12 protein-coding genes and 1 pseudogene are annotated in these 14,936 nt (G+C 62.1%); 4 read left to right on the top strand and 9 right to left on the bottom strand.

What is annotated here, in order from left to right:
* Window positions 1-1,671: pseudogene (locus tag LEPTO7104_RS41285) on the top strand (cobaltochelatase subunit CobN); the annotation flags it as partial.
* A 65-nt stretch (window positions 1,672-1,736) separates the two neighbouring features.
* Here LEPTO7104_RS41285 and LEPTO7104_RS0124895 read toward each other — a convergent pair.
* The 8 genes from LEPTO7104_RS0124895 to LEPTO7104_RS0124860 all read right to left on the bottom strand — a co-directional run bounded on the left by LEPTO7104_RS0124895 (window position 1,737) and on the right by LEPTO7104_RS0124860 (window position 9,849).
* Window positions 1,737-3,932: a VWD domain-containing protein gene (locus LEPTO7104_RS0124895; protein WP_017301308.1), complete on the bottom strand. Its 2,196-nt coding sequence runs from the start codon at window positions 3,930-3,932 to the stop codon at window positions 1,737-1,739.
* Window positions 3,933-4,259: 327 nt separating this feature from the next.
* A complete protein-coding gene (locus tag LEPTO7104_RS0124890; RefSeq protein ID WP_017301307.1) occupies window positions 4,260-4,871 on the bottom strand; it encodes a hypothetical protein in 612 nt (203 codons plus the stop codon).
* 174 nt (window positions 4,872-5,045) lie between these two features.
* Window positions 5,046-5,702 (bottom strand): helix-turn-helix transcriptional regulator, encoded by a 657-nt coding sequence (locus LEPTO7104_RS0124885; RefSeq protein WP_017301306.1) that lies wholly within the window; start codon window positions 5,700-5,702, stop codon window positions 5,046-5,048.
* A complete protein-coding gene (locus tag LEPTO7104_RS35225) occupies window positions 5,699-6,547 on the bottom strand; it encodes a S1C family serine protease (protein WP_017301305.1) in 849 nt (282 codons plus the stop codon). Before LEPTO7104_RS35225 ends, LEPTO7104_RS0124885 begins: the two co-directional genes overlap by 4 nt.
* Window positions 6,544-7,476, bottom strand: a complete 933-nt coding sequence (locus tag LEPTO7104_RS0124875; RefSeq protein WP_017301304.1) for a S1C family serine protease — start codon at window positions 7,474-7,476, stop codon at window positions 6,544-6,546. Before LEPTO7104_RS0124875 ends, LEPTO7104_RS35225 begins: the two co-directional genes overlap by 4 nt.
* 127 nt (window positions 7,477-7,603) lie before the next feature.
* Window positions 7,604-8,731 carry an amidoligase family protein gene (locus LEPTO7104_RS0124870; RefSeq protein WP_017301303.1) on the bottom strand — a complete coding sequence of 376 codons (1,128 nt, stop codon included), beginning with the start codon at window positions 8,729-8,731 and terminating at the stop codon, window positions 7,604-7,606.
* A 9-nt stretch (window positions 8,732-8,740) separates the two neighbouring features.
* The gene (locus LEPTO7104_RS0124865; protein WP_155523768.1) at window positions 8,741-9,262 is read right to left on the bottom strand and encodes a hypothetical protein; all 522 of its coding nucleotides are present in this window, start codon (window positions 9,260-9,262) and stop codon (window positions 8,741-8,743) included.
* A 179-nt stretch (window positions 9,263-9,441) separates the two neighbouring features.
* Entirely contained in the window at window positions 9,442-9,849 is a 408-nt protein-coding gene (locus LEPTO7104_RS0124860) for a hypothetical protein (RefSeq protein WP_155523767.1), read from the bottom strand.
* Window positions 9,850-10,663: 814 nt separating this feature from the next.
* Between LEPTO7104_RS0124860 and LEPTO7104_RS0124855 the strand changes: the two genes are divergently transcribed.
* Together LEPTO7104_RS0124855 and LEPTO7104_RS0124850 are read left to right on the top strand one after the other, a co-directional pair.
* Window positions 10,664-10,933, top strand: a complete 270-nt coding sequence (locus LEPTO7104_RS0124855) for a GlsB/YeaQ/YmgE family stress response membrane protein (protein ID WP_017301300.1) — start codon at window positions 10,664-10,666, stop codon at window positions 10,931-10,933.
* A 229-nt stretch (window positions 10,934-11,162) separates the two neighbouring features.
* Window positions 11,163-12,506, top strand: coding sequence for a hypothetical protein (locus LEPTO7104_RS0124850; RefSeq protein WP_026073058.1), 1,344 nt, complete (start codon window positions 11,163-11,165; stop codon window positions 12,504-12,506).
* Window positions 12,507-12,529: 23 nt separating this feature from the next.
* On the opposite strand, the gene LEPTO7104_RS0124845 is transcribed toward LEPTO7104_RS0124850, so the two are convergent.
* The gene (locus tag LEPTO7104_RS0124845; protein WP_225887039.1) at window positions 12,530-12,964 is read right to left on the bottom strand and encodes an ExbD/TolR family protein; all 435 of its coding nucleotides are present in this window, start codon (window positions 12,962-12,964) and stop codon (window positions 12,530-12,532) included.
* Between the two features lie 214 nt (window positions 12,965-13,178).
* On the opposite strand from LEPTO7104_RS0124845, the gene LEPTO7104_RS35220 reads away from it, so the two are divergent.
* Entirely contained in the window at window positions 13,179-14,882 is a 1,704-nt protein-coding gene (locus LEPTO7104_RS35220) for an ArnT family glycosyltransferase (protein ID WP_017301297.1), read from the top strand.
* The last annotated feature ends 54 nt before the right edge of the window (window positions 14,883-14,936 follow it).

Genomic DNA, 14,936 nt, shown 5'->3' with positions numbered 1-14,936 from the left:
TTCGCGACGGCCTGCACATCTTTGGCCAGTGCCCCACCGGACGCCAGCTGCGGGATCTGATCGTGGCGATCGCCCGCCACCCCGGTCCCGGCCGCCAGGGCCTCACCCGCGCCATTGCAGAATCCTGGAATCTTGACCTCGACCCCCTCACCGCTGAGCCGGGGGACCCCTTCACGGCCTTGGCCAGCTGTCGGATTGTCGGCGACGCGATCGCCCTGATAGAAGCCGAAGCCAGTCGACTGGTAGAAGCCCTCCTGCAACCCTCTCCCCCCTCTCCCCCTCCCCCCCTCCCCCTCCCCCCTAGCCACCGAACTCCACTGGATTCAGCACACCCTCCTCCCCGCCCTCACCCGCACCACCGACGAAATCGCCAACCTGCTGGCGGGCCTCGCCGGACGCTACGTGCCCAGCGGCCCGGCGGGCGCGCCCAGCCGCAACCGCCCCGACGTGCTGCCCACGGGCCGCAACTTTTTCTCGGTGGATATTCGCGCCATCCCCACCGAAAGCGCCTGGGATGTGGGGCGGCGGGCGGCGGAAGTGCTGGTGGAGCAGTACACCCAGGACCACGGCGAGTACCCGCAGACCCTGGGCCTGTCGGTGTGGGGCACCTCAACCATGCGCACAGGGGGCGACGATTTGGCCGAGGCCTTGGCCCTGATGGGGGTACGCCCGGTGTGGGACGGCCCCTCGCGGCGGGTGGTGGATTTTGAGATTCTGCCGCTGTCGGCGCTGGGGCGGCCCCGGGTCGATGTCACCCTGCGCATTTCGGGCTTTTTTAGGGATGCGTTTCCCAATTTGATTGACCTGTTCGACCAGGCGGTGGCGGCGGTGGCGGCCCTGGAAGAACCACCGGAGCAAAATCCCCTGGCGGCCCGATCGCGCCAGGAAGCCGCCGACTGGCAGCGGCAGGGGTTGACGACCGAGCAGGCGGAGCTGCGATCGCGCTACCGCATCTTTGGCTCCAAGCCGGGGGCCTACGGGGCGGGGCTCCAGGGGCTAATCGAGTCGCAAAACTGGACCACCGATGAAGATCTCGCCCGCGCCTACCTGAACTGGAGCGGCTACGCCTACGGGCGCAACGCCCAGGGCCACGCCATGCCCGAGGCCTTTGAGCAGCGGCTGCGGCATCTGCAAGTCGTGCTTCACAACCAGGACAACCGCGAGCACGACCTGCTGGATTCTGACGACTACTACCAGTTCCAGGGGGGCATGACGGTGGCGGCCAGAACCATCCAGGGTCAGCAGCCCGCCACCTACTTTGGCGACAATGCGGTGACGGCCAGGCCCAGGGTGCGATCGCTGGCCGCCGAGATCGCCAAGGTCTACCGCTCCCGCGTGGTCAACCCCAAGTGGATCGAAGGCGTGATGCGCCACGGCTACAAAGGGGCCTTTGAAATGGCCGCCACCGTCGATTACCTGTTTGCCTACGACGCCACCGCCCGCTGCGTGGCCGACCACATGTACGAAGGCGTTGCCCAGGCCTACGTGCTCGATCGAGAGGTTCAAGCGTTTGTCCAACAGGCCAACCCCTGGGCGCTGCGGGATATGGCCGAGCGCCTGCTGGAGGCCAATCAGCGCGGCCTGTGGCAGACGGCCCCAGCAGCCATGCTCGATGCCCTCAGACAGGTCGCCAACCAGGCTGAGGGCGTGCTGGAATCTCGGCAGCTTTAGCTTGCACTAGCGCACCACTGCTGCGCGGATGGACCGTCGCTCTGGCGGCGGGGCTACAGGCTTGGCTAAAACGGTAGCCCGGGGATGGAGAAAGGCAGACGTCGCCGAATTTCGTCTTCGACCCGGTCTTGCACCTGGTCGATGGCGGTCGTGGCGATCGCATTTACCGCGCTCTGCACAAAGTCGGGCTGCCCGGTGGCGGCCACATCAAACACGCAGCCCTCCAGCATCCACTCGTTCACGCCAGCGTTCTGGCACAGCCGAGTGGCCTCCTGAATTTGGGCCGGGGCTACCCCCAGCAGGGTCGGAAACTGGCTGGGGAAATTTCGCTGGGTAAAGGTTTCGGTCGACTGGCCGGAGCCGTAGTCAAACAGCGACTCGGCGGCGGTGACGCGCCAGCTGTCGCCAAACTGCCGGTAGAGCTGCTCAAAGAACGCATTCTGCACCTGATTTAGCGGTATGGGGGCCGGAATTAGGCCCTGCACGAGTTGGGCGACGGGGGCATAGGCGTTTTGGGTCGGAATAACTGAGCCACCGCGAATTTGCAAATCGTCGTCGGGGCTGCGATTGACGTTGCCCAGGAGTCCCTGATAGGCGCCCGCCAGGCGGGGCACTTCCGGCGATAGGGCTAAAAAGTCCGCGCCGCCCATGGTGGTTTGGGAGACTTGCAGGGTTTCCCCCGTAGGCCAGCGAATTTGATAGCGATCCCCCAATCGCAGCGCCGTGCCGCCCCCCGGCAGCGCCGTTGGCCCCTCACCCAGGGAGAGGGGGCTGCCGTCGAGCCACACCGGGGAACTGCCGTCGGGGGCATTCTGGGCGTAGATCGCCAGCCGATGGCCACCGACCTGCATGGCCACCGCCGTATTCATCGACAGGGGCCGACCGGGAATTTGCCCCTGCCGCGCCTGCACCTGGAAATGGCCGTCGGTGGCCGCTGTCAGCCAAAATTCGCCAATGGTTTGAAAGCTGTAGCGGTAGCCGTCGTAGGTGATGATGTGGGGGTCGCCGTAGCTGGTGCCGTGGGCGCGATCGCCCTCGCCGCCCCAGTCGCCGCTGGGGCCGCTGGGCGCGGGCGCGGGCGTGGGTTCCTCCTCGCAGGGATTTTCTACCGGGTCGATGCCCAGTTCGCCCGTGCCGGGGTAGCCGGTGAGGGCAATGATGGCGTTGGGCGATGACACTGAGGTCACCCCCGAGGGTCGGCGGCCGTCGGGGCAGGTGCAGGTGTCGCCCAGGCAGTACCACTGGTTGAAGCTGCCGCTGATGCGGGTGGTGTCGCTGTCGCCCCAGCGAATTGCCCCGTGACCGTCGACCGCCTGCACCGAGACCACCTGGCCCTCGGGCAGAGTCAGGCTGTAGAGCCGCTGTACGGTGCGATCGAGCCGCCGACCCTGGGGAATGGCCAGGGTGGCAATAGCCCGGCGATCGCTCGTAATGCCTGGTCCGCTGGTGTTCCAGTCGCGCTGGCTGGGGTTGCGCTCCATGCCCATGGCCCAGGTCTGCAAAAACTCGTTGCGGTTGCCCATCAGTCCCAGAAACCGCTCGATCCACTGGGGGTCGGCGGCGGGGGGCGGCAGCGGCGGGGTGAGGGCGCGATCGAGCAGGTTCCAGGCGTTCTCGCCGATGTGGGTCATGTGGGCAAACACACCCATGGCGTCGTAGCTCCGCTCTTCGAGCTGGTTATGGCTGGTCAGGTAGACCCGCCAGCGGCTTTCCCCCAGGGAGGATCCGCCCGCATAGGTCTCCCCAGCCCAGCTGGCCGAGCCCTCCAGCACCCACTGGGGCAGAGGCGACAGCGCCCCGGCTTTCTCGCGCTGGTAGCAGTGGTAAACCTCGTGGGCGATATTGCTGTGCTTGGCCGGTTCGCCCAGCCCGGTCCAGCTGTCGGCCACCACAATCAGGCAGGCCTCCCAGTCGCCGCTGGAGGGTATGCCAGTGCGGCCTTCGAGAATGCGAATATCGACCCAGCGGCTGGGGTCGGCGGGGTCGCGCACGGCGGCGCGGCTGGTGGCCAGGGCGTGCTCCCCCGACGCGCCGACGCGAATGTAGTCGCGCTGGTAGCTGGCGTCGTTGGTGGCTACGATCGGGTGGGTAAAGCGGTGGCCGGTCTGGCTTTCGATATAGCTTTGCGCCTCGGCTACCCGGCGATCGAGGTCGGCATCGGCGGGGGCCGGACCGGAGAGGGTGGTGACTACCAGGGTAAGGGTGAGGCTGAACAACACACCCAACCGCAGCCAGAGAGAGCGGGGCCAAAAGGAAGCCATTGCAGAACCCAAACGTCAGCACATGACAGCCCTTTCACTTTCGGTTTAGGCAATTCCGGACGAGTTTACTAAACCTTAGAATTGGATCAACTGGGCTGTGGTGGCGAGAATTTTGTAAAAGGTAAAACTTAGTCCAAACAAAAATTTTAAATTCCGTGGTCTTTATATTTGACCTAGCTATAGTGGTTCTCGATGGAATAAGGCACACAACGAGTTCTAGGTTTGCCAGTTCCTGGCTCTGTAAGCTTCACCCTATGCCCCCCTTTCTAAGGGAGGTATAGGGTGAATTATCGCAGTGTACGCTGCCCGAGTGAAGCCTGCTATAAACTACCGCTTCTGAATCTCGAATCTGAACACTTCAGATGTTTTATACTCGGTGTTAAGCGTGCCTCTCATTTCATCGTTTTTGCAGGTGCCCGACCAGGTTTCGCGCTGACTGGGGTTGTTCAATGTCATCTCATTTCCTTGAAAGCTGCCGGTAAGGTCGAGAAAAACGCGATCGCTGGACCCGTTAGGCTCAGTCATTTGCTCGCCCCGCCATGTGCCTGCCGCAGCATCTACAGCCTCGATGCGCAGGGTGCCGCCGTTGACGTGCCTGCTGTTTTCACCGGTAATTTCCCAATTCAGAATATCTCCCTCAACAAAGAAGGCAGCACAGCCTGTGGGCTGAGGTGTCACCGTGGGCGCAGAGGAGTTGGTGGGTTCAGGAGGGGTAGGCTCGGTCTTGATAGGCTCCGGTGGTGCCTTGAGTGCAAGAATGAGGCCAAAAACAAGCAGGGCAATACCGATGGGAGCAGCCCATTTTTGTTGGGCGGGCTGCACCTCAATAAAGCCACCCACTTTGCTCACAAAAGCTAGCAGAATAAAGAACAGCCCGGCAAAAATCAAAAGGGTTGGAATTGGAGTATTTTTAAGCGCTTCGATAATGTCAGGACCCATCGCTCTCTTGCCAAATCGAGGGGTGGAAGAAGGCCGTTGAGGAAGGCTTGATCTAGTACTGTTTCAGTACTTTTGCCGGGCAGATCTTGCTGCTTACCAGTAAAGCACTTTGCCCAACGCGATCGCCAAACTGTAAAAAGTTGCAATGGGCCTCACAGCCAGCCACATTTTCGCCTACAGCAAAATAAGCCCGGCCCTGGCTCCGGCGATCGCCGCTTCGGTTCGACTCGATACGTTCAGCTTCGCGAAGATGGCGCTGGTGTGATACTTAATCGTGTGCTCTGAGAGGTGCAGACGGCGGGCGATCGCCTTGTTGCTCAACCCCTCCGCCAGCATCGTCAGCACCTCCACCTCCCTCGGGGTAAGCCCCTCCGGCTGCTCGGGGGAACTGCCCCGCCCCAGGGCAGTATTGAAGCTCAGCAAACCGTCCAGGATGGTTGGGTGAATTACAACCAGCCCCGCCGCCGCTGCATCCAGGGCCGCCACAATTTCGGCGCCGCTGGCCTGCCCCGGCAGCAGCCCCAGCCGCCCCGTCTGCAACAGCTCGGGCAGCGCCACATCGCTCCAGTCATCCAGCAGGGCGACTAGGGGCATACCTTCATTCAAGATATCCAGATCCGGTACCCCATCCCCCAGCATTGACCCGCTGATCAGGGCGCAGTCGGCCTTGGGGGCAGCGTTCCAGCCATTGAATGCAGGCCGGGGCGCAGCGGAGATCACCTGCCAGCAATTGGCATCGGCACCGGAGCCAGACTCGCACTCTTCGGCGATCAGGCTTGCTAACCCGGCCTGGGTAATGGCCGATGGGCTGATCACCAGCACCCGCTTCATGCCGCCTGCTCCTGCGTGGGGAGCCGCCCCACCGTGAGGGTACACACTACTGTTTGCCCGCCCTGGCCCACCTGGAGGGTCAGAGTCTGGTCGGGTATCAAACAATCTAGCCAATCGGTGAGGTCGCCGGGGTGGCGAAATAGCCGCCCATTGAGGCCGAGAATGCGATCGCCTGCCACCAGACCCGCCGTTGCCGCCGGGCTACCCGGCACCACCTGGGTTATCTGCCACGCTGGGCTGCCCCCGACTGCGATCGCGGCCAACGGCTGTACCGCAATGCCCAGGTAGGGCTGCTCGCGCTGAGCGCCTAAAAATCGGCTGACCAGGGCAGTTGGAATGGCGTAGCCGCGGCCATCAGCAATCAGCGTGTTGAGGCCGACCACCTCGCCCGCCAGGGTGGCCAGAGGGCCGCCGGAGTAGCCCGGTGCCAGGGCGATATCCGCCTGCACCCAGCGAGGAATGGCGGGTTTGGCATGCACGATGCCCAGGGCGGTGGCCCCGCCGCTGCCCTGGGGGTGGCCCACCGCCATCACCAGTTGCCCCACCCGCAGGGCACTGGCATCGCCCCGGACAGCGGGCCGCAGCTCTGCCCCCTCCACCTTGAGGGCGGCCAGATCGAGCCGCTGGCTGTAGCCGACGCGATAGGCGGTCAGATGCTGCCCATTGGCCAGAACAACCGAGGCCCGGCGCTGGGGGACCATGTGGGCGTTGGTGACAATTAGACCCGACGCTTCCCAGACCACCCCCGACCCCCTGGAGCCCGTAGGCCCCTGGATGAGCGCGGTGGACTGCCGCAGGGAATCGGCGATCGCCGCTAGATCGTCGCTTAAGAGCTGGGGAGTCATCGGCTTCCTCCCTGGGGCTGCTCTCCGAGGGTAACGGTCAAATCCACCGGCTGGCCGCCCCGCAGCAGGTGTAGCTGCACCGCCTGGCCGATGGAGCTGGCCTCCAAATGGCCGTAGACCGCCGCCAGGTTCTGCACCGGCTGCCCCCCCACCGCCAGCAAAATGTCGCCAATCAGCAGGCCCGCCTGCTCCGCTGGCCCGCTGGCGTCGAGGCTGATCACCAGCAGCCCCGTATCCCCCGGCAAATCCAGGGTTTTGGGCAGGGCCACCGGCTGTAGCCCCACGCCCAGGTAGCCCCGCTTCAGGCTGCCGTGCTCCAGCAGGGTGGCAACGATGCGGTCTAGAGTCGAGGCGGGGAGGGTCACCACCCGGTTGCGCGGCCCGCTCAGGTTTAGCCCCAGCACTCGCCCGGCGGTATCCACCAGCGGCCCGCCCAGCAGGTTGGGGTAGAGGTCGAGGTCGGGGCGAATCAGGCGATCGATCGCCCGCCCCTGGGAGGTTTGCCACGGGCCGCCCAGATTGCCCACCAGGCCCAGGCTGGCACTCACCCCGTACTCCCACGACTGGCCCACCGCCAGCACCAGCTGCCCCACCCGCAGCGCAGCGCCGTCGCTGATGGCGGGCAGGGGCAGGTCGGTGCGCTCGATGCGAAGGACCGCCAGGTCGAGGGCGCGATCGCGGCCCGACACCTCTACCTCAACCACGTTGCCATCGGGCAGGGTGAGGGCGAGCTGGCTCGATCGCCCCAGGCCGTAGTCGGCGGTCACAATCACCCCCGGCTGCCAGTGAAGGCCGCTGTATGTAAAGCGGCGATGCCCCTTAACGGCCACCAGCGCAGGCGCGATCGCGCTCACCGCATCCGCCAGCCCGTCGGACAGGGCGGCTAGGGCCCCTGGGTTTGAACGGCTCGAATCGGTCATGTCGGTCATATCAGACTCCCGCAGATAGGTAGTCCTACAATGCGGGAGGTCAGGGCGGCTTGACCCCGCCTAAACGGGTAGTCTGCCACCAGTGAAATGGGTAGTTTCGCCAGGCTTGCCCAGTGCTTTTTGTAGCTCAATCGCCCGGTCCATGGCTGGCGGCTGAACCATCTGCGTCTGCCGCCAGCTGATGCAGCGCTTCGGACAACGGCAGCGCCTGGAGCAAGGCTTCAAGCCCCTCTATGCCCGCTGGCAGAGGCTCCTGGGGGGGCACTGGCTCGGGGGCGATCGCGCGTCCCAGCAGGTCAGCCATCAGATCAATCGCCGCCACGATCGGCGGCAGGTCCAGGTGCACCGGCAGAATTCGCACCTCGAAGGTGTGCTTGTGGCGAGGGGCGTAGACGATGTTTTTGAGGTTAAAGTCGCAGTATTTTGTCAGCGAAACGGTTTTGAGGCGATCGCAGGCCCGCTCCCAGGGCAGCTGGTCCCAGTCCGCATCTTGCACCAGACCCAGCAGTTCGGGGGGCCAAAGGCCCAGCCGCCGACAGTGGGGATTGCTGCCCAACAGCCATTTCAGAGTCGGACCGTAGGCCCAAAACAGGTGGACCAGATTGCGGATTACCGGGGCAGAGCAGAGGGGCGCGGCATCAAAATGCAGGTGGGTGGCCCCCTCCACGGGCGCGTAGAACCCCAGCTGACGAGCTACCCGCAGGTAGGCCTCCACCTGGGGCAGCTGGTCGTAGGTCAGGGGCGCGGTAATTAGCTCGCAGGGCCGCTCCCGCTCGCCGGGCAGCAGGGCCGCAATGGCAATGGGTGGACCCAGCTCATCGGCCAGCTTGACCATGCCCTCTGGCCCCTGCTGTAGCGTCAAGCCCAGGGTCTTGGCCACGGGCTGTAGCACCTCGGCCAGGGGCAGGTTGGCGTCGCTCAGCCGACCGATAATCTGCATGAACCGAATGTCGTCGCCGACAATGCGGTACCAGCCGGGCTGGGGGGCGTGGGCGCGATCGCAGTCCGCTTGCAGGGTCAGGTCATCGACGCACTGGGCTACCACCCGCTGCTGGGCATCTCGAACTTCAAACCCCAGGGTGAGGTTTTCTAAAATGGGCGTGCCCAAAATCTGGCTGGGCTCCGACTGGGGATAAAAAATCCGGCTGGCGCTGCCCCCGCAGCAGACCGCGATCGCCTCGGCCAGCGCCTGACGACTCGACCCCCTGGGGGCCATCAGCTCAATCTCCAGACCAATGGTGCCCGCTGGGGTCATAGCTGGCGGCTAGGGTCGGGCCAGTTGAAGGGCGGTCTCTACCTGGTCGGCATTGCCCAAAATCAGGTTGCGCTCGATGCGCAGTTTGGCGTCGTAGGGGGTGGGGTCACCCCAAAACTCGGCCAGAGCCGCCGCATCGTCGTAGGTGTAGCTGCTTTCGCCGTAAAAGCGCAGGTCGTTGACCGATTGCAGCGATTCGAGGCGGGCATCCAGCAAAAACTGCTCCAGAATGGCGACATCGGCAGGCCCCCAGCGAATTTTGCGGCCAATGCGGGCCTTGGCCTCTTCAAGATTTTGGCCCCAGTAGGTGGCCAGCTGAGCCGCATCCCAGTAGGTATATTTGCTGCTAAAAAAGGCGTCCAGCTCCGCCTGCTCCGCCGTCTGCTGGCTCTGGTGGCTCTTAATGCCCCCGGCGGTAGCCCCGCTCAGCGCCCCATAGCTGCTCTGCCCGGCGGCGTAGGCGCTGCCGCTGGTCAATACCGCTGCGATCGCTAGAAGAATGGATAGGTGAAGCGTTTTAGGATATTTCATAGCTCGCCAGGTAAGGGTCGCTCCATCATAATCTGGCCGCTGTTTTTTAGTGCTTTTGGTTACCGTTTGCGATCGTATCTTCATAACTCTTGCCCATCGTTAATCTCTTTTTGCCATCCCTTTCTAGGCTGTCCCCGGTGGCTGGCTGAGGGCATTCACCCATCTGCTTTGGCGAGGGTTTAAAGATGAGCCTTGATCAGCATTAGCGCACTGGAGAAAATTCCCACCGACAGCGCGATCGAGCCAAGCAAAATAAACGTCGTTTTGCGGCGAATGCTGCGGTGCCCTAACCTAGAGGAACCATACTTGACGGCTCCGTCAAAGCCTTCTCGCTCCAGGCTAGGAGCAGCCGTCAAAAAACCGATGGAATACAAAGCAGAGGCGATGACAAAGATCACCACTGGCATAAATAAAAGCAGTCCGCGCTTTACCCCCGCATCGCTATCGAAGGGAATCGCGATCATAAAAAGGCCTAAATACACCGGAATCGCAATCAGGCTAATTTGCAGCATTAGCCGACAAAACGCTTGGGCAGCGGCCAGAGGACAGTCGGCAGTAGCCCTCGGAACGGGTTGAGCAATAGTCATATGTTTTTTAATAGCAACTTTCATTAGGATGACGGTGCTCATTCTAGCGAACAGGCCCAGCCTTCTAGCCCTCAGGCCCGTAGCTTCACGCATATTTTAGACGCGGGTATAGCCACCTAGAAGAATTGAATGATGCAGGCCGATAGGCAGGAAGTCCCCATCAAACACAAGACCATGCAGGCTAATTGACTGCCAAAAGCCCTGATGCAGGTTGCTATTGAGCGAAGCAAAACCCAACACCAGTTACAGTTTTGTTGGGTTTGCTAAGAGAATGTTTGAAAGGTCCTGTTTTTTGCAGCAAAAGTGGAGATCCCCCTAAATCCACCTAACCCTGCGGGAACCCGCAAGCCCCCTTAAAAAGGGGGACGTTTACCCCCCTTTTTAAGGGGGCAGGGGGGATCAGCAGCTGGCTAAAGCTACAGCAGATCATGTTTCAAACGCCCTCCAAAACTAGCAAAATCTACGGCGGCATAAGGGTTTCAAGGGTTTTGTCAGCCAACCAGGGCAGGGCAACGCTCAGGTCGCAGCGTGCTACAGGGCTATCGGTGTACCACAGACTGATTCACGCCAATTCCGAATGGGGCTCTATCTGGGGCCACCGCCAGTCTGGCGAATCGCTTTCGGGCGACGTTTCCCTGGCAGCAGAGCGCCTGGATCGATAGCCATCAGGGCATTGTCACCACCAGCATGTATGTCTTTAGACAAGCGCTAACTGTATCTTTGGGCAGTCTCGCTAGCCCGGTCTGCTCCGCTAAATTGATGGCTGTAAGGAAAAAGGCATTCGGTTGCCTGTTAGAACATCTGGAGATAGCTTATGAATATTCTGGCGTGGATCGTGTTGGGTTTGGTTGCTGGTGCAATTGCTAAGGCCATCTATCCCGGTCATCAAAGCGGCGGCATCTTGGGCACCCTGATTTTAGGCGTCATCGGCGCATTCGTTGGGGGCAGCCTCTTTACCCTGCTGACGACAGGAACATTGACATTTGCGGCCACTAGTCTGAGCATTGGCGGCGTAGTCATTGCTGTTCTGGGGGCGATCGTAGCCCTGTTTCTTTACTACGCAGCCACCAAGCGGACTGTCTAGTTGAATCTGCTGGCAACCGGCCAAAATTGAGAGGCGTAGGTCACCTGAAGCATAGAGCGTACTGGGGCAGCAGCCCCAAATACCAATAGGGGTTTCGCGGCGCAGGCTGCGCCGCAGCGGCTCCATATGTATCAGCTAAGCCTACCCGCCTATAATGATTTAGGACAACCGTTTTAAGGTTGTCCTAATCTGCTTTTTGTGACCTGTTGTTGTGCTGTTGGGGTACTCTGTGAGCGATCAGTCAAAGCGATCTGAAGATTTAAAGCAGGCGCTGCACGATTTTGTTTTAGCTGCCGATGGCCCTCTGGCCACAGCATTGGAAAGCTACAGCGCCGATCGCCTAAAGCACTGGTCAGCCACCAACTTGCAGGGAATTAACCGCTCGGCGCTGGCCATCGATATGTTTTTGACCGAGGGACTGGTAGCTGGTCAATCGGTACTGGATATTTTTATAGAAAATCAGCCCGATCTGCCCCAGGGCGATCGCGCTCTGCTCAAAGACTGGGAAAAAACCTTTAACGGCCTGTTTGTGGTCCTTCAAGTAGCCACAGACCGCTATGAGTTGATGAACTGGCTCACCGAAAAGCGCTACTGGGTAGAGCCCAGCGGCCTGCAATCGGCGGAAGAGTTGGCCCGACTGAGCCTAGGGGAAATCATTGTCACCCGTCTGCTGCCAATTGCCCCTGAGGTTTGGACCTTTTCGGGGCCGCTGATGCTGCTGGGCAAGCTGGGCAAGCCCAAGCTGGCCGTTGCGATCGGTAACTTTAAGAACTGGTTTCCCAACTATCTCTACGGCGATGCGCCTGAGCTTTTAGAGGAGGCCTGGGCATCGGTAGAGCGTTTCCATCGCGATTTTGTTGACTTTTTTGGCCAGGATCAGCTCACCCTGTCGGGGTACGAGCTGAACAAAAAGCTGCAAGAATATCAAGAGGTCACCACCCAGCGCCAGTGGGAAGAAGCCGGTATTGACGGGTCGAAGTCTCTCCAGGAGCTGGCCGACCAGGCCGGTATTTCTGAGCAAGAGCTGGCCGATTCTATGGAGTCCCTCGGTGAAGACGGGAAACAGGTAAACCGCCTTTTGAGCAGCAAAAAGGCGCTCAAAATGGTGATGCCTTCGATTAACCTGCCCGACGATCTGCGCCGGGCGGAAGCCGTTACCGTGTTTGTCCATCCCCGCTGGGGGCAGACGTTCTTAAAAGACTACCAGCGCCTCACCCAGCTGGCTGAGGCAACCGATGGGGACAATCAGCAAAAGCTGGATCAGATAGTTCAGAAATATCTCAAAGAAGACGCGGTAAATGCCTACGTCTGGCACCGTCTTGCGGCAGAAAACCCGGACGCACTGATGGCGTCCCTGGGGCGAGTTCTCAACCGTTCAGACCTGACGGTAGCCGACTTAGACAATGTTTTGGCCCAGGCTGATAAGCCCCTGGAGCCAAAGCTTCCAGAAATTGCCAGCGTGCCGATTCATCTAAACGACCTGTTTCAAGAAGCGCTTCAGGAAGTCGGCCAAAACTCCTCCAAGAAGAAGTCAAAAAACAAGCGAAAGCAAAAGACCGGCTTTGCGGTTTAGTCGCTGTGCCCGACGCGGCGCGATCACTCTACGGCCAGCGATACCCGGTTGCCGCCAATGCTGCGCAGATCGATGAGCAGACCGGAGACTTCGCGGTAGGTCAGCTCGCGATCGGCCTTTAGCACTAGCTTGCCGTCGGGGTGCTGGGCAAAGTAGGTGCGCACCCGCTGGCTGAGCTGGTTAAAGGTAATGGGTTCGTTGTCTAGCACCAGGTTGCCGTCTTTGTCGAGCCCCACCACGAGGGCGTCGATCTGCACCACCTGGGGTTCTGCGACTTTGCCGCCCTCAGATACCGACTGGGGCAGGCGCACGTTTAGCAACTGCTGCCCGGTAAGGCTCATCGAAATAATGATGAAAAAGGTCAGCACCGTCATCAGAACGTCCATCATGGGGACGAGGTTGACCTCGGGAACCTGGGACTTGACCTGACGACGACGACGGGAACGCATGGCACTCATAGACAAGATGGAGTGAAAAGATGAAGTCCTGATCAGCTCCAGCATTGGGCTGTGCGGAATGGGAGTAAAAGCCGTTCGCCGACTTCTGGGAATGCCATTAGTATAGGGCCAACCTGGGGTGGTCAGGGGCAGTGGTGGCTGGCGCAAATCAGGCGGTGCGATCGCCCCCAGACACCCCCCAAACATCCCAAACCGGGAGCGGGAGCCTTTGCCCATGGTACCCAACGACATCTACAAGCCCATTTACCGGCTATTTTGGCGGTTGAGGCGGCAGCCCTGGCTGTGGCTGCTGCTGTGGGTGGCTCCGCTGCTGCTGCTCAACCGCCTCCCGCAAAGCCTGCTGGCCCCCCGGGAGGGCATCTACGCCCAGCAGGCCTGGGACATGCTCACCTACAACGATTGGATTGGCCTGGGCTGGTGGGGCACGCCCCAGTTCGATCGCCTGCCCGGACTGCACTATTTAATCGCCCTGAGCTACCACTGGTTTGGTCGTAGCGAGCTGGCGGCGCGGCTGCCCAGCATGGTCGCCGCCGGGGCTGCGATCTGGCTGACCTGGCGGCTGGGCCAGCGGTTGACTCAGCCGACCGGCTCGCCCCAGGTAGGACTCTGGGGGGCGGGAATTTTTGCGGTTATGCCCCTGTGGATGCAGGCGGCCAAGCTGGCTACCCCCGATGCGCTGCTGGTGAGCCTGAGTTTGCTGGCGGTCTGGGCACTGCTGCACAGCGAAGATCAGCCCGCCCAGCGCATCGGCTGGGGCCTGGTGGCGGGTCTGGCCCTGAGCTTTGGTTTTTTGGTCGGGGGCGCGATCGCGGTGTTGCCCCTGGTGGCGCTCTTGCCCTACCTGGTCTGGGGCCACAGAACCCACCGCCACCTGACCAACATTGGCCTGTACTACGGCCTGGTTTTTGGCGCTGTTCCCACGGCCATCTGGCTGGGCCGGGCCGTGGCCCGCTACGGCGATCTGCCCCTGGGTCAGCTTGCGGCTCACTTCACCGATCAGCTGGGGCGGGTCGACGGGCCAACGGTTCCCCAAGGGGTGTTTCAGTCGTCCTGGGGGGCTACCGCCGGGGGCTTCTACTCCCTGGGGCATTTGCCCCTGGTGACCTTTCCGTGGCTGGGGTTTGCCCTGGTGGGGGCCTGGCTGGTGGGCCGCGATCGCCGCCTGGGCCGCCGCACGCTCTGGCTGGGGTACCCGACCGTGCTGGTAGGGCTGCTGTGCCTGACACCCGCGCGCGCGGGTTCTGAGGATTTGCTGGTCTATCCCTTCGTTGCTCTGCTGGCGGCGGTGGGGCTAAATCACCTGGGGCGGCTGTTTCGCTCCAGGGCTGCTCGCCGCTACCGGGTGGCGGTGGGCCTCAGCTGGGCGGCGGGGGTGGGGGGCATTTTGCTGATGTCGACTGGGGCCGCCCTGCTGATTACCCCCGGCGAGCTGATTGCCGCCGATCTGCGCCCCTACGGCTGGCTGGGCGTGGCGGGCGGGCTGGGGCTGCTGCTGCCCTGGCTGATGGCCCTCAACCGCTGGGGGCGAGTGAGCCAGGCGCAGCAGCGGCTGTGGCAGTGGGGGTGGCTGCTGGGGCCGTGGCTGGCGGTGATGGCGGCCTTTGCCACGGGCCTGTTTGGCAACTATGGCGCCGATGTGGCGCAGGCCCTGCAACCGCCGCCGGTGGCAGAAGCTCTGGCCCACAACCCGGTGTACATGGTGCAGCCGAGCCGCGATCGCATTCCCGTTTTGCTGACGGTCTACACCCCGCACCTGGGTAAACCCCTGGGCAACTGGAGCCAAATTCCTTCGCTGGGGTACGCCTGGGTGCAGGCGGCTGCCCTGCCCCTGGCCGAGGGCTACGAGGTGATTGCCACGGTGGGAGACTGGCAGCTGGTGCAGGCTCCGGTGGTGCCGGAGGCAGTGCCCCGGGGCTAACCACAGGGCTTCAGGGAAAGGCCGCAGAACCTCTATTCTGCGGCCTCGGAGGGC

The sequence above is a fragment of the Nodosilinea nodulosa PCC 7104 genome, assembly GCF_000309385.1.
GTDB lineage: Bacteria > Cyanobacteriota > Cyanobacteriia > Phormidesmidales > Phormidesmidaceae > Nodosilinea > Nodosilinea nodulosa.
The sequence above is the reverse complement of the archived record's forward strand: the minus strand, read 5'-3'. Positions and strand labels throughout refer to the sequence as shown.